Raw genomic sequence first — 16,906 nt, forward strand, 5'->3', positions numbered from 1 at the left:
TTGCTATGTTTGAATATGTTGAAGCTGTTAGTCAATTCCTAAGGGAACCATTTATGAACGCAGCAAACAGTGTAGAGTCGATCCCTTTATTGTTTGCCTTTCTACTAGGATTAGTCGGGGCTCTAGCGCCGTGCCAGTTTTCTGGAAATATAAGCGCGATCACCCTTTATGGAACGAACTCATTAAAAAAAGGAATCTCTTGGACGGATACTGTATTCTACGTGCTAGGGAAAGTCGTCGCTTTTTCAAGTCTAGGATTCATTGTATTCCTCTTAGGTCAAGAATTTCAGAGGCAGCTTCCGTTATTCTTCGAGCCTATGAGAAAGGTACTCGGTCCGATCCTTATTATCATTGGTATATATATGCTTGGCCTGTTCTCTATGAGATGGAATCTTCATCTTTGGAAGCCAGCAAAAAAGAACACCCGTCGTGGTAAATGGGGTGCATTCATGCTTGGCTTCAGCTTTTCCCTTGGATTTTGTCCTACAATGTTTATTCTCTTTTTTGTGTTACTCATGCCTTTAACCTTAGCCACAGGATATGGTGCAGTCTTACCTAGTGTATTTGCTATAGGAACCTCTGTCCCGTTTTTGTTTGTTATTTTTGTTATTTGGTATTTAGGTTTAGGTGGCAAAGTGATGAAAAAAGGCCGGCGGCTCGGTCTGTATGTGCAAAGAACCGCGGGGATATTCATGATCTTTCTTGGCATAATGGATATTCTCACGTTTTGGTAAATTAATGTCTTGTTTCGTCTGTTAATAGGAAACCAGCCTCATGCAATGCCTGAACAGCATCATCTAAATCACGTTCAGACAAGGCTTCTATTGTGTGTAAATGAACCCCATCGGTCAGCTCAGATAAGTAGCTGGCCTTTGTTTGTTGTACTTTTCGAATAAATTGAAATACTTCCTTTCTATTATTTACCATAATACTGGCAGTAATATCCCCGTAAATAGGATGCTCTACTTTCACGTCTTTAACCCGCACGCCTTGATCTACTAATATTAATAGTTCTTCTTCCGTTTGTTCAGGCTTATGGTGACAGGCGACAATTCGCGAGAATGGTTCATTTAGTGGATTTGCGTCCTTCATCACGTAACCTTGGCTTGTTGCCATAATAGGAATGTTTTTAGCTTTTAACAATGAGATGTCTTGAACGATGACTTGGCGGCTTACATTTAAATGTTCAGCTAATTGTCCTCCTGTGAGGGGTTCTTCGTGGTTAGTCAGGAGCAAGATAATTTCGCTTCGTCGTTCATCGCCAAACCATTTCTTTTTGTTCCTCATGTAACGTCCTCCTATTCTTTCGCAATGTCTATTATTTTTTCCGCGACATATGCTAGCTCCTCTGACGTAGTATCATAACCAAAAGATATCCGGAAAAAACGTAATCGCTCTTGTTCAGTAGAGTAAATCGCATTCATAGCAGATGAAGAATCTAATTTATTTGATTGGCAAGCACTTCCAGTTGATATGCAAATTTGAAATCGGTCTAATGAGAGTAACATATATTGTCCTTGGACTCCTTTGATAGATAACCCAAGAATATTGGGAAGTTGCATAGAATCATCAGAAAGCCCTTCGATATGTAACCGGTCACGAATAGGTGTTAACGAATCAATAAAGTTCTTTCGGAGCTGCCACGCATTAGCTCTTTTTTCTTCAAGGTGTTCATACATATCAATAGCTGCTTGAGTAAAGGCGGCAATCCCCGGTACATTTAATGTCCCTGGTCGGAACCCTTCTTGATGAGAGGTTAAAGGGTGAACGGGAGACCAGTCCACATTCTTAGACATAACCACCGCACCAACTCCTTTTGGACCACGAATTTTATGACTAGAAATAGACAAAGCATCTAAGTAAGAGTTTCCCATATGAATGGGAATCTTTCCAAATGACTGCACACAATCACTATGGAAAACGATTCCGTTCTCTATAAACCATTCACCAAAACTGGCAAGGGGCTGTATAACTCCAATTTCAGAATTGACGTGTTGAATAGAAGCTAAAAAAGTATCGGGACGAGTGGCGCTTTTTATATCTTCTAATGATACAAGCCCATTCGTATTAACAGGCAAATAAGTAACTTCTACTCCGTTTTCTTCTAATGTCCGAAAAAAAGAATGGACAGTGGGATGTTCGATAGATGATGTTATTACGTGATTTCCACGATGTTTATGAGATAAATAAAGACTTTGTAATGCGAGATCATTTGACTCTGATCCGCCACTTGTAAAAAAGACGTCTCCATAGTCCATCCCTACAAACTTAGCCAGTTGTTTTTTACAAGTGATGAACAGCTGTGAAGCTTGTTCACCAGCTTCATGAAGACTACTAGCATTTGCGAAGTAATCTTCATTTGCTTTAATCCACGTTTTCATTGCAGAAGATGAGATAGGAGTGGTTGCGGCATGATCCAAATATATCATGAAATACCTACTTTCATAAATGTCTTGTCTTTATTTTAAATATATGTAAATATAGGTGTCAAGACAGATGTAAAGGATATGAGAATTTAAATGCATACAACAGACGTATTAATTATTGGCGGAGGCCTTGCTGCGCTTATGACGGCCTTGAAACTGGTAGAAGATAAGAAAGTGACAATAATTACGAAAGGTGTTAAAGAGTCAGGCAACTCTTGGAAAGCCCAAGGAGGCATTGCGGCTGCCCTGAATCGAAATGATTCGTCTGATCTTCACGAAATGGATACTCTTCAAGCGGGGTGTTACATAAATAACCGAAAAATAGTTCATATCCTTGTGCAGGAAGGTCCTGAAAGACTTCATCATTGGATGCGTAAAGGACTATCTTTTGACAGAGACCAGACAGGTAAAATGATTTTTGGACAAGAAGGAGCTCATACTAAAAGAAGAATTATTCATGCTGGGGGAGACCAAACGGGAAAAAAGACGATGGAATTCTTCATGAACGCTTTGAATAATCGAGTAGAATTGATTGAGAATCTGACAGCAGTGGATCTTATTACCGATCATAATTCTTGTATAGGGGCTTCCTTTATGAATGATAAAGGAGAAATAACCACGATATATGCTCAACAGACAGTGTTAGCTACAGGTGGAATAGGGGGCCTTTTTCTTGAAACAAGTAATGAATGTGATCTTGTAGGTGATGGGATAGCTATGGCATATCGTGCAGGGGCAAACGTTCGTCATTTAGAGTATATCCAATTTCATCCTACGCTCATTTTTTCACAAGGGAGAACTGTTGGTTTAGCTTCAGAAGCATTACGTGGAGAAGGGGCGGTGATAGTTAATCAAGAGGGTTTACCAGTGATGAAGGGTATTCATCCACTAGGTGATTTGGCTCCAAGGGATATTGTGGCCAGAACTCTTTACAAGCGGATTCAAGAAGGAGAACGATTGTACCTTGATATTACTCCTGTTGATCTTTTCTCTAGACGTTTCCCCCAGATCACTGCTTTATGTAAGCAAGGCGGAATCGATTGGAAGAACGGAAGGATTCCTATTTGTCCAGGTGCTCACTTTCATATGGGGGGGATTGAGACCAATGAACACGGTCAAACAAAAGTGCCAGGATTATTTGCTGTTGGTGAAGCCGCATGTAATGGTGTTCACGGGGCAAACCGACTAGCGAGTAATTCACTTTTGGAAGCGATTGTATTTGGGGAACGAGCAGGGGAGTCCATTTTGAGAAATGAACTTCATCCTAATAATTTTAGAAGCTTAAAACGACTGCACTCATCTTATGCTCACCCAATGCAACTGCCACTTAAAGAAGAAATCCGCCAACGTGTCTCGGATGCATTGGGTGTCGTGAGGAACGAACAGAAATTAACCGGATTCATCACCTGGTTAAATAAATATGGCGTATGCAAATGGATTGACCAAACTCGATCGGCTAGAAACAGGGAAGATATAGAAACGGAGAATATGATGATTACGGCTTATTTAACTGCACAATCTGCACTATCAAATAAACAGAGCTGTGGTGCTCATTATATAGAAGAAGTAAAGGGGACGAACAATGATGAACAAACTTTTGCTGAAACAACAGTTGGCTAATTTTTTTCAAGAAGATTTAGGTTTTGGAGATATGACGTCACAAGCTATATTTGATAATGAGTTAGGAGAAGCGGTATTCGTTGCGAAAGCACCGGGTATCTTTTGTGGCGAACAGATTATTTCAACAGCGTATCATCTTTTTTCTCAAGACATCTTGGTAGATATCTTCAAGCGAGATGGTGAATCGGTAGAGGTCGGTGATGTGATTGCTAAGGTATCAGGGCCTGTGACCGATCTGTTAAGTGGTGAGAGAGTGACCTTGAACCTCATTCAACGCTTGTCAGGAATAGCAACTCTGACAGCAGAGGCAGTGCATGAAGTTAAAGGAACGGGAGTGAAGATCAGCGATACAAGAAAAACGACGCCTGGACTTCGGATGCTAGAAAAATATGCGGTTCAGTGCGGTGGAGGATCAAATCATCGATTGAGACTAGATGACGCGATCTTAATCAAAGATAATCACATTGCTCAAGCAGGTTCAGTGACTGCTGCCATTCGAAAAGTCAGAAAAAAAGTTGGACATATGATGAAAGTAGAGATTGAAGTGGAAACGTTCGATCAATTAATGGAAGCAATTAAAGAGACTCCTGACGTCATTATGCTAGATAATTGTTCTGTAGAGCAAACAGCGGAGTGGTGCAAGATGATTCCACCACATGTCTTAGTAGAAATTTCAGGAGGAATTACGGTCGATCAGCTTAATAACTATGCCAATTCAGGAGTTCATATCATTTCCATGGGGGGATTAACTCATTCAGCTAAAGCCATGGATATTAGTTTAGACATACTTGTCAAGGAAGGAGCCAGCCATGTTTAATACAGATTTATTTCAGTCAGTACAACCTCAGTTACCAGATTCTTATAAAAGAGCAAGTGATGAAGAACTTATTTCTCGAGCCTACGAAAGAAAGCATTTATTAGGAGAAGACCTTTTTGTCCCTGGACACCATTATCAAAAGGATGATGTAATACGATTTGCTGATGAAACAGGAGATTCTCTTCAATTGGCTCAAGTATCGGCTAACAATCAACGAGCTCCTTTCATTGTATTTTGTGGCGTTCACTTCATGGCTGAAACGGCAGATATCCTCACTAGTCCCCACCAATCTGTGATTTTACCTGATATGCGTGCAGGTTGTTCCATGGCAGACATGGCTGACAAAGACCAGACTGAACGAGCTTGGAATCACCTGATTGATCTCTTTGGTGATACGATCATCCCGCTTACTTATGTAAATTCATCAGCAGAAATTAAAGCCTTTGTAGGTCGGCACGGAGGCGCAACGGTCACTTCTTCTAATGCCAAAAAAATGCTTCAGTGGGCCTTTGCACAGAAAAAAAGAATCTTATTTTTACCAGATCAGCACCTAGGCAGAAATACAGCATATGATTTAGGTATTTCTCTAGAAGAAATGGTTGTGTGGGATCCTATTCATGACCGAATAGAACAAGGGGCGGACCTAAACCAAGTAAAGATGATTTTATGGAAAGGACACTGCTCAGTACACGAAAACTTCAGGATAGATCATATTAGACACCTTCGCGAAAACGAACCAGACAGGAAAATTCTTGTGCACCCCGAGTGCACTTGGGAAGTGACCCAAGCCGCTGATTTAGCCGGTTCAACCAGATTTATTATTGAGCAAGTAGAAAAGGCAGCAATAGGTTCCAAATGGTCTATTGGAACAGAAATGAATTTAGTGAAAAGATTACAATCAAATCACCCGGAACAATCAATTACATCACTAAATCCTGAAATGTGTCCGTGTTTAACGATGAATCGAATTGACTTACCTCACTTTGTTTGGGCTTTGGATGAAATCTTTGCTGGCAGATTAACAAATCAAATTAAAGTAGAAGAATCTATAGCGAAACATGCTAAGCTGGCGATTGATCGAATGCTGGGTGTATAAGAACAGACATGCACAGCATCCTGTTGTGCATGTCTTCACAAATTTTATAATATTATAAATATATTTACAATTCAAAATCTATTCCTTATAATTAACTTAGTTAGTCTGATTAAAATCTGAACGATTGCTCAGTCAGGTTTTATTTTTGCTCATTTGTGTAAGCCCTTACATTTAATTAGAGGAGTGGAGAGATGGATTTTACATTGACGAAAGAGCAAACGATGATTCGGGATATGGTGCGTGATTTCGCCCAAAAAGAAATTGCCCCTATTGCAGAGGAAGTAGATCGAACGGAACGATTTCCGGTAGAAAATTTTAAAAAAATGGGAGAGTTAGGTCTTTTAGGCATACCTTTTCCTGAAGAATATGGCGGATCGGGTGGCGATACAACTTCTTATATTTTAGCAGTAGAAGAAATAGGAAAAGCCTGTGGAAGTACAGGTTTGAGCTATGCCGCAGCGGTATCGCTCGGTGCGTCACCTATTTACGCCTTTGGAACGGAAGAGCAAAAACGGGAGCACCTCGTTCCTTTAGCTAAAGGAGAGAGTCTTGGTGCCTTTGGTCTTACAGAGCCTAATGCAGGATCAGATGCTGGAGGAACGAGAACGAAAGCAGTATTGAAAGGTGACAGGTATGTGATTAATGGAGAGAAATGTTGGATTACTAATGCCAGTTTTGCCCGCACAGTTATTGTCACTGCTATAAATGGAGTGGACGATAGAGGTAAGAAGAAGATTTCTGCATTTATCGTCCCTACAGATGCGCGGGGCCTGACTATTCGAAGTGAATACGAAAAAATGGGAGTCAGAGGATCAAATACGACCGAATTAGTACTGGAGGATGTGGAAGTCCCTGAAGAAAATATTTTAGGAGACCCTAACAAAGGGTTTCATCAATTTCTTTATACGTTAGACGGAGGTAGAATCTCTATTGCAGCCCTCGCTTTAGGTATTGGAAGGGCAGCTTATGATTCAGCTTTAAAATATAGTAAAGAGCGAAAACAATTTGGAAAGCTGATAGGCAGCTTTCAAGCAATCCAATTCAAACTGGCAGATATGGCAATGGAGCTGGAACTAGCAAGCAATATGATCTATAAAGCTGCTTGGTTAAAAGATCACAACAAACCTTTTAAAAAAGAAGCGGCTATGGCTAAGTTATTCGCTTCCGAGACAGCCACTAGAGCGTGTAATCAATCTTTGCAAATACACGGGGGATACGGATATATGCGAGAGTATCACATTGAGCGCTATTTACGTGATGCGAAGCTGATGGAAATAGGTGAAGGTACCTCGGAAATTCAACGTTTAGTGATTGCCCGGGAAATAGGTTGTCCTAGAAATTAGTCTCAGCTAAGTTATTGCTTATAATTATTTGAGGAGGTTTTGTATGATCAAGAAAATACTTATAGCTAATCGGGGCGAGATTGCCTGTCGAATTATTAAAACGTGTGAAAAACTAGGCATTCAATCTGTGGCCATTTATTCAGAAGCAGATCAGTATAGCATGCATGTAGAACTGGCATCTGAAAGTTATTTAGTCGGGGGAGCCCGAGTGAATGAAAGCTACTTGAACCAAGATAACATTTTGAATATTGCAAAAAAATCAGGGGCTGACGCTATTCATCCTGGTTATGGGTTTTTATCTGAACATGCAGGGTTTGCAAGAAGAGTGATTGAAGAGGGAATGGTCTTTATCGGGCCAACTCCTGAAGCGATTGAGCAAATGGGTGATAAAGTTCAATCACGAGAAGTGATGAAACAAGCCAACGTGCCGGTTGTTCCTGGTGTTACCCTGACTGATATAGAAGAGAATACGGTCATAAAAGCATGCCGAGAAATCGGGTTTCCCATTATGGTCAAAGCCGCTTCTGGTGGTGGAGGAATAGGAATGCAAAAAGTGGATCATGAGGATGAAGTGATGCGAGCGGTCCAATCAGTGGTGAAGAAATCAGAGACTTTCTTTGGATCGTCACAAATTTTTCTTGAAAAATATATAGAGAAGCCACGACATATTGAAGCGCAAATTGCCGGAGATGACCATGGAAATATTATCTCTTTAGGGAGCCGTGATTGTTCGATTCAGCGAAGACACCAAAAGATTATTGAAGAAGCTCCTGCCCCGCATTTTTCCGAACAGGCTAATCATCAATTACTGAATGAAGCAGTGAAAGCTGGTGAGGCTTTAGGATATACAAATGTAGGTACTGTTGAATTTTTAGTAGATGATAAAGAGAATATTTATTTTCTTGAAATGAACACAAGATTACAAGTAGAGCATCCGGTAACAGAGGAAACGACAGGGATTGACTTGGTTGAGTGGCAAATAAGATTATCAGAAAAGCAAATGATATCGACTTTAAATCGAAGAGAATCGAAAGCTGTACATGCTATAGAAGTAAGGATCTATGCTGAAGATCCGAAAACATTTTTTCCGTCACCAGGAACAATTAGTGAATGGATCTTCCCTGAAATGGAAGGGATAAGATATGATTTCGGTGTGCGCTCCGGAACTGTCGTTACACCATATTACGATCCTATGATTGGAAAAGTCATTGCTTATGCAGGATCTCGTGGTGCCTGTATCGAACTTATGAATAAATGCTTATCCAATGCTACTGTAGAAGGAATTAAAACGAATATACCAATGCTGTTGAAGTCATTGGAAGACCACCGATTTAAAGAAGGTAATGTGACAACTCACTTTGTACAACAACTGTAGATGATATCAATGGAGGAGAGATTAACAATGAAGAAAGTACAAACAACAATGGCAGGGAACGTTTGGAAAATTCAAGTTTCTGTAGGTGATGAAGTTAAAATGGGAGATGAGGTCGTCATTTTAGAATCAATGAAAATGGAAATTCCTATTTCAGCCGAAGAAGAAGGAATTGTAGATGAAATCATTGTGGAAGAAGGAACCTTTGTTAATGAAGAGGATGTTTTATTAACTTTAAAATGATTGAGAGTGGTCCAGATGAATCTTCCTAAACGAGTGACATTAAAAGAAGTAGGCCCGAGAGACGGATTACAAAATGAAAAAAAATTTGTCACCACAGAACAAAAAGTGGAATGGATCAATCAATTGAGTGAAAGTGGCCTCTCGCACATTGAAGTTAGTTCGTTTGTTCATCCAAAATGGATTCCAGCTTTATCTGATGCTGAGCAAGTATTCCAGCAAATTCATCGTCATTCAGGTGTGACCTATTCAGCGCTCATTCCAAATATTAAAGGAGCAGAGCGGGCACTTCAAGTAGGAGTAGACGAGTTTGCTGTCTTCATGTCTGCTAGTGAAACTCATAATCGAAAGAACATTAATAAGTCGATTGAAGACACTTATTCAGTATTAAAAGAAGTGGCGAATGAAGGGAAATCAGCTAGAAAGAACGTTAGAGGATATGTCTCGACGGTATTTGGCTGTCCCTACGACGGTCACGTATCTTTAGAAGAAGTGAAGAAAATCTGCGATAAACTCTTTTCTATCGGGGTTTATGAGATCTCTTTAGGAGATACCATTGGTGTTGCAAATCCTCAACAAGTAGAAGAAGTGATCAAGGAAGTAAAAAAAGAGTTCGGTGTAGACCGGTTCGCTCTTCACTTTCATGACACGCGGGGCATGGCATTGGCGAATACTTTAGTGGGCCTTCAATTAGGAGTGAAGATATTTGATGGGTCCATTGGCGGTCTGGGGGGCTGTCCCTATGCAAAAGGGGCCAGTGGGAATGTTGCTAGTGAAGATTTATTATTTATGCTCCATGAGATGGGGATCGAAACAGGTGTCGATGCAAAATCATTTTTGAAAGCGGCTACATTCATTGAAGACGTATTACAGAAAACTCTCCCAAGTCATCAATTAAAAATAGCAGAGGGGATGTCTTAACTATGGCAGTCGTGTTAAGCCACGTTGAAGATCATGTAGGAAAGCTGACTTTAAATCGTCCTGAAGCAGCAAATGCCTTTTCCCTTGAGATGCTTCGCGAACTTATGAACCATTTACAAGAATGGAAAAATGAGCGGGATATACGTGTGCTTCTTTTAACAGGGGCAGGTGAAAAGGTCTTTTCAGCAGGAGCCGATCTGAAAGAAAGAGCAAACATGAATGAAGATGAAGTCCGTGAAGCAGTGGGCCTTATTCGTAAAGTGGTTCAAAGTGTGCATGAATTTCCTAAACCTGTCATTTGTGCGATTAATGGAGCAGCTATTGGTGGAGGTTTAGAATTGGCGTTAGCCTGTGACTTAAGAATCGCCTCTGAAAATGCCAGTTTTGCTCTATCAGAAACAGGTCTTGGAATCATACCTGGTGCTGGAGGAACTCAAAGGTTACCACGGCTAATTGGGGTGCATAAAGCGAAAGAAATGATTTATACTGGCAGGCGTTTAACAGCAACAGAAGCATTACAAGAAGGTCTTCTCTTAAAAGTCACTTATCGAAAAGAATTGCAGGATGTGGGAATGGACTTGGCTTATGATGTTAGTCAGAGGGCTCCTCTAGCTAATAGCTTGGCGAAGCAGGCTATTAACCAAGGAATAGAGACGGATTTAGAACATGGGATGGAAATAGAAGCAGAAGCTTACGAAAAAATCATTCCAACGAAAGATCGGTTAGAAGGGTTAGCAGCTTTCAAAGAAAAGAGATCGCCTAAATTTACAGGTGAGTAGTTTGAGCTATTCGATGAAGGAGTGACATAAATGATTTTAAACCGGAGCTGGGAAGAACGGGTAAATACGATTGAAAAAGGAGGACCAGATAAATATCATGAAGCGAATGAAGCAAAAGGGAAGCTTTTTGTTAGAAATCGATTAGCTTTGCTCTTTGATCACGGAGAGTGGCGAGAGGACGGGAAATTTGCAAATGGCGATGCGGAAGGACTACCTGCAGATGGAGTCATCACAGCTATTGGAAAGATTCAAGGGAAAACCGCGTGCGTGATGGCAAATGACTCCACCGTTAAAGCAGGATCTTGGGGAGCAAAAACGGTCGAAAAGATTATCCGGATCCAAGAGACAGCGGAAAAATTAAAAGTGCCTCTGTTTTATTTAGTGGATTCTGCTGGTGCTAGAATTACAGACCAGATTGAGATGTTTCCAGGACGGCGAGGGGCTGGGAAAATATTTTATAATCAAGTCAAACTGTCAGGGATGATCCCACAAATTTGTTTGTTATTCGGACCTTCCGCTGCAGGAGGAGCTTATATCCCAGCTTTTTGCGATGTGGTAATGATGGTAGACGGAAACGCGTCCATGTACTTAGGTTCTCCACGAATGGCAGAGATGGTTATTGGTGAAAAAGTTTCATTAGAAGAAATGGGTGGTGCTAAAATGCATTGTTCCATTTCTGGGTGTGGCGACGTTCTGGTAAAATCAGAAGAAGAAGCCATTGAGCAGGCCAAAAAATACATTTCTTATTTTCCGTCTAATTTTGAACAAAAAACCGATAATCAAGACTCCCGTGAACCTATGGTGCTTGAAAAGTCTCTAAGTGACTTAATCCCCGAAAATCAAAATGCACCTTTTGATATGCACCAGTTTATAAAAGGGTTAATTGATGAGAACAGTTTCTTTGAAATGAAAGCATTATTCGCAAAGGAACTCATCACTGGATTTGCAAGAATCGATGGAAAGCCAGTAGGAATCATCGCTAATCAGCCGAAACAAAAAGGTGGCGTATTATTTCATGATTCAGCTGATAAAGCAGCGAGATTCATCACCTTGTGTGATGCTTACCATATTCCACTATTATTCTTAGCAGATGTCCCTGGTTTCATGATCGGAACAAGGGTGGAAAAAGCAGGTATTATAAGACACGGAGCCAAAATGATATCGGCCATGTCTGAAGCGACTGTACCTAAAATTTCTGTCGTTGTTAGAAAAGCTTATGGTGCCGGACTTTATGCTATGGCAGGTCCAGCTTTTGAACCAGACTGCTGTATTGCGCTTCCGTCCGCCCAAATTGCTGTTATGGGACCTGAAGCTGCAGTAAATGCAGTGTATGCAAATAAAATTCAATCCCTTCCAGAAGAAGAACGTCCGGCATTTATTCAAGAAAAACGAAAGGAGTATCAGGAAAATATTGATATCTATCGTTTAGCTTCGGAGTTAATTGTTGATGCAATCGTGCCAGCTGATGAATTAAGAGAAGAATTAGTAAATCGATTTGATATGTACGGTTCCAAAAAACAGATCTTTTCTGATGGAAAACATCCTGTTTATCCTGTTTAGAAGGGGGAAGCACATTGAAACAAGTGTATGAATCGTTTGAAGATGCAGTAGAGGAAATTCATGACGGAGCTACCCTATTAGTAGGAGGATTTGGGTTATGCGGCATTCCTGAAAACTTAATTAAAGCACTTAGAAAAAAAGACGTTAAAAATTTAACGATTGTATCAAACAATTGTGGAGTAGATGACTGGGGACTCGGTCTTTTACTGAAAAATAAACAAATTGATAAAATATATGCTTCGTACGTTGGCGAAAATAAAGAATTCGAAAGGCAAGTGTTGGCTGGTGAATTAGAAGTTGAATTAATTCCTCAAGGAACATTGGCTGAACGGCTTCGCGCTGGAGGCGCAGGCATTCCTGCATTCTACACTCCAGCAGGAGTGGGAACGAAAATTGCTGAGGGAAAAGAAACAAGAGTATTCGATGGTAAAGAATACGTGTTGGAAAAGGCGATTAAAGGAGACTTTAGTCTTGTTCGAGCCCACAAAGGTGATAGTTATGGCAATTTAATTTATCGGAAGACAGCACAGAACTTCAACCCAATGATCGCTGCGGCAGGTAAAATAACCATTGCTGAAGTAGAGCACTTAGTTAACCCAGGCCAGTTGAATCCGGAACAAGTTCATACGCCTAGTATTTATGTCAATAAGCTTATTCAAGGTGATCAAGAAAACAGGATTGAACGAAAAACGGTCAAGCAAAACTAAAGGAGGGGTGAACTCCATGAGTGTCGATCGAACAGCGATGCGTGAAAAAATTGCAATGCGAGCTGAAAAAGAAATTCATGATGGAGATTATGTAAATTTAGGGATTGGTATGCCTACCATGGTAGCAAACTATATTACCGATAATAAACAAGTGATGCTTCAATCAGAAAATGGGTTACTCGGGATTGGTCCTTATCCAAAGGAAGCTGATTTGGATGCTGATCTAATCAACGCTGGGAAAGAAACTGTTACAGCCATTGACGGCTCAGCATACTTCAGCAGTGCAGAATCATTCGCTATGATCCGCGGGGGGCATATTGATGTGGCTATCCTTGGGGCCATGGAAGTAGCAGAAAATGGAGACTTAGCGAATTGGATGATACCCGGAAAGATGATAAAAGGGATGGGTGGAGCGATGGATCTTGTTCATGGCGCAAAAAAAGTTGTGATCATCATGGAACACGTCAATCGCGCAGGGGAGCCGAAAATATTGAAAGAATGTCAACTCCCTCTCACAGGAAAGCAAGTCGTTGATCGGATTATCACGGATAGGGCAGTCATAGATGTAACGAAGAAGGGGTTAGCCTTAGTAGAAATTTTAGATGGCAGTTCATTCGAAGACATCCAATCCATCACGGGCGCGACATTAGAAAATGCCCTTTAATTATTTAATTATCAGGTTCACTTTATATTGAGATTAATGGGCTCTGCGAAAACTTCCTTTCGCGGGGCTTTACTTCCTTACTTTAAAGGCCATAAAGGGAGAATGTGTCTTTCTCTCAACTAGATAGAAAACGGGTGCTATCCAACGTCAACGTTTTTAAGTAACCAATCTTAAAAGAACCTCATGAATAGGTTCTTTTTTATTTTTTTGAAAAGGAAATTGTAAAACTGCGTTTATTTATGTCGATTTTTATCGACTTATATTTTTATTAGAAGTATAATAAATGATATTAATGGCGTAGGAGGAAAGCATTATGACAACGTTTTTATCTATGTTTCAAAAGAAATCAGGGGAAAGTAAGAATGGTCGAAAAATTATACCATCTTCAGAAGAGGCAAATGTAGAATTAAGCCCACCGAATGAAACAATTCGACAACAACTAAGTTTAATTAATCTCACAAAAGGTGATTTAATTGTTGCCCAACAATTACACCCGCATGTGGAAGAACGTATTAATGACCTTGTAGAAGATTTTTATTCCTACGTGTTAAATATCCCCTCATTAAAAGAGAAAATTCATACTTATAGTTCCACAGAACGTTTAAAACAAACATTGAGTGTGCACATTATAGAAATGTTTACCGGGAAGATGGATGCGGATTTTTTCTTGAAACGAGAAAAAATTGCGAAAATGCATTTTTATATAGGGTTAACCTCCAAATGGTATATGGGCTCCTTTCAAAGCTTGCTTATATCATTAATTAAAATGATAAAAGAAATTTATCCGCATGATGAGGATCAGCTAAGAGCTATTGAAGTGGTCACTCGTATATTGAATTTTGAACAACAGTTAGTCTTGGAAAGTTATGATCAAGAAACGTTAAAAGATAAAGAAAAGAGTCATGATCAAATTAAAAATGAGTTAAAAAATAAAATCACGGAAGTAACAGAAGAATTAGCAGCTTTATCTCAACAAACTACAGCGTCTGTAGGAGAACTTATATTTAACAGTACAGAAGTGAGCGGTATAGTGGCGGAAAGTTCAACCAAATCGAAACAAACGAAACTAGAAGCAATCAAAGGTCAAGAAAAAATGGACCGATTTTCTAAGCAAATATCAAAATTACGAGAGAGCTCTTCAACTATGGGATTATTGACAATAAAGCTAACAGAATCCTCTGGGGAAATTGAGCGAGTTATTGGAATTGTTAAAAATATTGCAGATCAGACAAATTTATTAGCGTTGAACTCAGCGATTGAAGCAGCTAGAGCTGGCGAGCATGGTCGAGGCTTTGCCGTGGTGGCAAATGAAGTTCGAAAGTTGTCCGAACAAACCAAACAGTCTGTAGAAACAATCGAATCTTTAGTGAAAACTTCATCCTCCTATATTGTACAAGCCAATGAGTCTATTGGTGATGTGAGCAGCCTCGTAGAAGTGGGTGTGGAGGAAAGTGAGCAAATGAGTGAATCGTTTGAAAGCATATCAGATTCCCTGCAAGAGAGCATCCAAGTAGTAAATCAAGTAGAAGAGGAGTTTCATTCACTTGTGTCTGTTATAAAAGAAATTGGAGAAGCTTCAAGCAAGGTGGCCTCGTCTGCTGAAAAATTAAATGAAACTGCAAGAGACGCCTGATAAGTACACCACTGCATTGTTTATTCCTTTTTAAGTATAATGAAGATCTTATTGGTAATTTGGGCTTTGTTTGTACTAAAACCCTTTAGTACCAAGGTTCGATTATCAGCTTTTCATCCCGCTACTAAATATTACTAGAAGTTCTTGTACATAGCTCCTGTCGAATGATACAAACTATGCTTACGACAGGAGGTGAGAAACATGGCGAACAACAACAGTTCAAATCAATTAGTTGTACCTGGAGTACAACAAGCATTGGACCAAATGAAGTATGAGATTGCTCAAGAATTTGGAGTACAACTAGGTCCTGACTCAACTGCTCGCTCTAACGGGTCTGTTGGAGGAGAAATCACAAAGCGTTTAGTACAAATGGCTGAACAGCAATTCAACGGTCAACAAAAATAACACAACTGAATACATGGCTGTAAGGAATGGAGAAATCCATTCCTTTTTACTATGTTTAAAAAGGATTACAAATAAAAAAGGCCCCTCGTGGAAAGGGGCTTTGGTAATGAAAGAACACAGAGTTAAATCTTAATTAACGAATACGCTGCTCATCTTCTGGATCGAAGAAGTGGCATTTGTTCATGTCAAAAGCTAATTCTAATTTATTGCCGCTCGTTACGTCTGTACGTGAATCTACACGAGCAATGAAATCTTGATCCTCTACTTTAGAGTAAAGGTAAGATTCTGCACCCATAAGTTCAGCTACGTCGATTGTGGCTTCAAACTTAGAATTCTCAGATGCATCTAAGAATACGGGTTCATCATGAATATCTTCTGGACGAATACCTAAAATAAGTTCTTTATTGTTATATTTTTCAAGCATTTTCATTTTTCCTTGAGGAACTTTCACTGGGAATTCGCCTAAGTAGAAATTGCCATCTTTTAACGTTCCATTTAAGAAGTTCATCGCTGGAGATCCGATAAATCCACCCACGAATACGTTCTCAGGGAAATCATAAATGTCTTTTGGCGCGCCAACTTGCTGAATGAATCCGTCTTTCATAACAACAATTCGTGATGCCATTGTCATCGCTTCTGTTTGGTCATGCGTTACGTAAATAGTCGTTGTTTGTAAACGATGGTGAAGTTTAATAATTTCAGCACGCATGGCTACACGAAGCTTTGCATCCAAGTTAGATAATGGCTCATCCATTAAGAATACTTTTGGATTACGCACAATTGCTCGGCCTAGTGCCACACGTTGACGTTGACCACCAGACATAGCTTTTGGTTTACGATCAAGCATTTCAGTTAAGCCTAAAATTCGGGCTGCATCTCGAACACGCTTGTCAATATCTTCCTTTTTGAATTTGCGAAGTTTTAATCCAAAGGCCATGTTCTCATAAACGTTCATATGAGGATAAAGAGCATAGTTTTGGAATACCATTGCGATGTCACGATCTTTTGGCGCTACATCATTTACTTTGTTTTCTCCGATATATAAAGACCCTTTAGAAATATCTTCAAGACCTGCTACCATTCGAAGTGTCGTTGATTTCCCGCAACCAGACGGACCAACGAATACGATAAATTCTTTGTCTTCAATGTCAAGGTTGAAGTCTGTTACTGCTTGTACATCACCGTCATAAATTTTGTAAAGATTTTCAAACTTAATATCTGCCATGAAAAAAACCTCCTGAGTCATTTAACTTATTAGTTAAGCACTGATTACAGTGTATATTGAAAGGGCTTTCAAATCTATTGACGAAGTGCACAAAAAAA

General features: G+C 39.9%; 17 protein-coding genes. 14 read left to right on the forward strand and 3 right to left on the reverse strand.

The features are described from left to right. The first annotated feature begins 5 nt into the window (after nucleotides 1–5). A complete protein-coding gene (locus CR194_RS00610; RefSeq protein WP_110607712.1) occupies nucleotides 6–734 on the forward strand; it encodes an urease accessory protein UreH domain-containing protein in 729 nt (242 codons plus the stop codon). Nucleotide 735: 1 nt separating this feature from the next. On the opposite strand, the gene CR194_RS00615 is transcribed toward CR194_RS00610, so the two are convergent. Both CR194_RS00615 and CR194_RS00620 read right to left on the reverse strand, forming a co-directional pair. Beyond that, nucleotides 736–1,287 (reverse strand): transcription repressor NadR, encoded by a 552-nt coding sequence (locus tag CR194_RS00615; RefSeq protein ID WP_110607713.1) that lies wholly within the window; start codon nucleotides 1,285–1,287, stop codon nucleotides 736–738. Nucleotides 1,288–1,298: 11 nt separating this feature from the next. Continuing rightward, complete coding sequence (locus CR194_RS00620) at nucleotides 1,299–2,429, reverse strand: IscS subfamily cysteine desulfurase (protein ID WP_110607714.1); 1,131 nt, start codon at nucleotides 2,427–2,429, stop codon at nucleotides 1,299–1,301. 90 nt (nucleotides 2,430–2,519) lie between these two features. Here CR194_RS00620 and nadB point away from each other — a divergent pair, with 90 nt between their 5' ends. The 13 genes from nadB (at nucleotide 2,520) to CR194_RS00685 (ending at nucleotide 15,583) form a co-directional block, all read left to right on the forward strand. Further along, complete coding sequence (nadB, locus tag CR194_RS00625) at nucleotides 2,520–4,046, forward strand: L-aspartate oxidase (protein ID WP_110607715.1); 1,527 nt, start codon at nucleotides 2,520–2,522, stop codon at nucleotides 4,044–4,046. Beyond that, a complete protein-coding gene (gene nadC / locus CR194_RS00630; protein WP_110608926.1) occupies nucleotides 4,012–4,863 on the forward strand; it encodes a carboxylating nicotinate-nucleotide diphosphorylase in 852 nt (283 codons plus the stop codon). The genes nadB and nadC overlap by 35 nt, the downstream gene beginning before the upstream one ends. After that, nucleotides 4,856–5,959 carry a quinolinate synthase NadA gene (nadA, locus tag CR194_RS00635; RefSeq protein ID WP_110607716.1) on the forward strand — a complete coding sequence of 368 codons (1,104 nt, stop codon included), beginning with the start codon at nucleotides 4,856–4,858 and terminating at the stop codon, nucleotides 5,957–5,959. The genes nadC and nadA overlap by 8 nt, the downstream gene beginning before the upstream one ends. A 191-nt stretch (nucleotides 5,960–6,150) precedes the next feature. Next, a complete protein-coding gene (locus tag CR194_RS00640; RefSeq protein WP_110607717.1) occupies nucleotides 6,151–7,302 on the forward strand; it encodes an acyl-CoA dehydrogenase in 1,152 nt (383 codons plus the stop codon). 43 nt (nucleotides 7,303–7,345) lie between these two features. Beyond that, nucleotides 7,346–8,677, forward strand: coding sequence for an acetyl-CoA carboxylase biotin carboxylase subunit (locus tag CR194_RS00645; RefSeq protein WP_110607718.1), 1,332 nt, complete (start codon nucleotides 7,346–7,348; stop codon nucleotides 8,675–8,677). A gap of 27 nt (nucleotides 8,678–8,704) precedes the next feature. Next, the gene (locus tag CR194_RS00650; protein WP_110607719.1) at nucleotides 8,705–8,917 is read left to right on the forward strand and encodes an acetyl-CoA carboxylase biotin carboxyl carrier protein subunit; all 213 of its coding nucleotides are present in this window, start codon (nucleotides 8,705–8,707) and stop codon (nucleotides 8,915–8,917) included. Between the two features lie 15 nt (nucleotides 8,918–8,932). Further along, a complete protein-coding gene (locus CR194_RS00655; protein ID WP_110607720.1) occupies nucleotides 8,933–9,835 on the forward strand; it encodes a hydroxymethylglutaryl-CoA lyase in 903 nt (300 codons plus the stop codon). Between the two features lie 2 nt (nucleotides 9,836–9,837). Further along, nucleotides 9,838–10,614, forward strand: a complete 777-nt coding sequence (locus CR194_RS00660; RefSeq protein ID WP_110607721.1) for an enoyl-CoA hydratase — start codon at nucleotides 9,838–9,840, stop codon at nucleotides 10,612–10,614. 30 nt (nucleotides 10,615–10,644) lie between these two features. Continuing rightward, entirely contained in the window at nucleotides 10,645–12,174 is a 1,530-nt protein-coding gene (locus CR194_RS00665; RefSeq protein WP_110607722.1) for an acyl-CoA carboxylase subunit beta, read from the forward strand. A gap of 14 nt (nucleotides 12,175–12,188) precedes the next feature. Next, nucleotides 12,189–12,881: a CoA transferase subunit A gene (locus CR194_RS00670; protein WP_110607723.1), complete on the forward strand. Its 693-nt coding sequence runs from the start codon at nucleotides 12,189–12,191 to the stop codon at nucleotides 12,879–12,881. A 16-nt stretch (nucleotides 12,882–12,897) separates the two neighbouring features. Next, nucleotides 12,898–13,545, forward strand: coding sequence for a 3-oxoacid CoA-transferase subunit B (locus CR194_RS00675; protein WP_110607724.1), 648 nt, complete (start codon nucleotides 12,898–12,900; stop codon nucleotides 13,543–13,545). Between the two features lie 313 nt (nucleotides 13,546–13,858). Next, nucleotides 13,859–15,178 (forward strand): globin-coupled sensor protein, encoded by a 1,320-nt coding sequence (locus CR194_RS00680; RefSeq protein ID WP_110607725.1) that lies wholly within the window; start codon nucleotides 13,859–13,861, stop codon nucleotides 15,176–15,178. A 201-nt stretch (nucleotides 15,179–15,379) separates the two neighbouring features. After that, nucleotides 15,380–15,583 carry an alpha/beta-type small acid-soluble spore protein gene (locus CR194_RS00685; RefSeq protein ID WP_110607726.1) on the forward strand — a complete coding sequence of 68 codons (204 nt, stop codon included), beginning with the start codon at nucleotides 15,380–15,382 and terminating at the stop codon, nucleotides 15,581–15,583. Between the two features lie 133 nt (nucleotides 15,584–15,716). On the opposite strand, the gene CR194_RS00690 is transcribed toward CR194_RS00685, so the two are convergent. Beyond that, entirely contained in the window at nucleotides 15,717–16,808 is a 1,092-nt protein-coding gene (locus CR194_RS00690) for an ABC transporter ATP-binding protein (RefSeq protein ID WP_110607727.1), read from the reverse strand. Between the last annotated feature and the right edge of the window lie 98 nt (nucleotides 16,809–16,906).

This window comes from Salipaludibacillus keqinensis, from assembly GCF_003226325.1.
GTDB lineage: Bacteria > Bacillota > Bacilli > Bacillales > Salisediminibacteriaceae > Salipaludibacillus > Salipaludibacillus keqinensis.

What these genes read in the sequence shown, in the direction of transcription:
- CR194_RS00655 (WP_110607720.1), top strand. Translation starts at nt 8,933, where the DNA reads ATGAATCTTCCTAAACGAGTGACATTAAAAGAAGTAGGCCCGAGAGAC.
- CR194_RS00685 (WP_110607726.1), top strand. Translation starts at nt 15,380, where the DNA reads ATGGCGAACAACAACAGTTCAAATCAATTAGTTGTACCTGGAGTACAA.
- CR194_RS00610 (WP_110607712.1), top strand. Translation starts at nt 6, where the DNA reads ATGTTTGAATATGTTGAAGCTGTTAGTCAATTCCTAAGGGAACCATTT.
- nadA (WP_110607716.1), top strand. Translation starts at nt 4,856, where the DNA reads ATGTTTAATACAGATTTATTTCAGTCAGTACAACCTCAGTTACCAGAT.
- CR194_RS00660 (WP_110607721.1), top strand. Translation starts at nt 9,838, where the DNA reads ATGGCAGTCGTGTTAAGCCACGTTGAAGATCATGTAGGAAAGCTGACT.
- CR194_RS00680 (WP_110607725.1), top strand. Translation starts at nt 13,859, where the DNA reads ATGACAACGTTTTTATCTATGTTTCAAAAGAAATCAGGGGAAAGTAAG.
- CR194_RS00650 (WP_110607719.1), top strand. Translation starts at nt 8,705, where the DNA reads ATGAAGAAAGTACAAACAACAATGGCAGGGAACGTTTGGAAAATTCAA.
- CR194_RS00645 (WP_110607718.1), top strand. Translation starts at nt 7,346, where the DNA reads ATGATCAAGAAAATACTTATAGCTAATCGGGGCGAGATTGCCTGTCGA.
- CR194_RS00665 (WP_110607722.1), top strand. Translation starts at nt 10,645, where the DNA reads ATGATTTTAAACCGGAGCTGGGAAGAACGGGTAAATACGATTGAAAAA.
- CR194_RS00620 (WP_110607714.1), bottom strand. Translation starts at nt 2,429, where the DNA reads ATGATATATTTGGATCATGCCGCAACCACTCCTATCTCATCTTCTGCA.
- CR194_RS00640 (WP_110607717.1), top strand. Translation starts at nt 6,151, where the DNA reads ATGGATTTTACATTGACGAAAGAGCAAACGATGATTCGGGATATGGTG.
- CR194_RS00615 (WP_110607713.1), bottom strand. Translation starts at nt 1,287, where the DNA reads ATGAGGAACAAAAAGAAATGGTTTGGCGATGAACGACGAAGCGAAATT.
- CR194_RS00690 (WP_110607727.1), bottom strand. Translation starts at nt 16,808, where the DNA reads ATGGCAGATATTAAGTTTGAAAATCTTTACAAAATTTATGACGGTGAT.
- CR194_RS00675 (WP_110607724.1), top strand. Translation starts at nt 12,898, where the DNA reads ATGAGTGTCGATCGAACAGCGATGCGTGAAAAAATTGCAATGCGAGCT.
- nadB (WP_110607715.1), top strand. Translation starts at nt 2,520, where the DNA reads ATGCATACAACAGACGTATTAATTATTGGCGGAGGCCTTGCTGCGCTT.
- nadC (WP_110608926.1), top strand. Translation starts at nt 4,012, where the DNA reads ATGAACAAACTTTTGCTGAAACAACAGTTGGCTAATTTTTTTCAAGAA.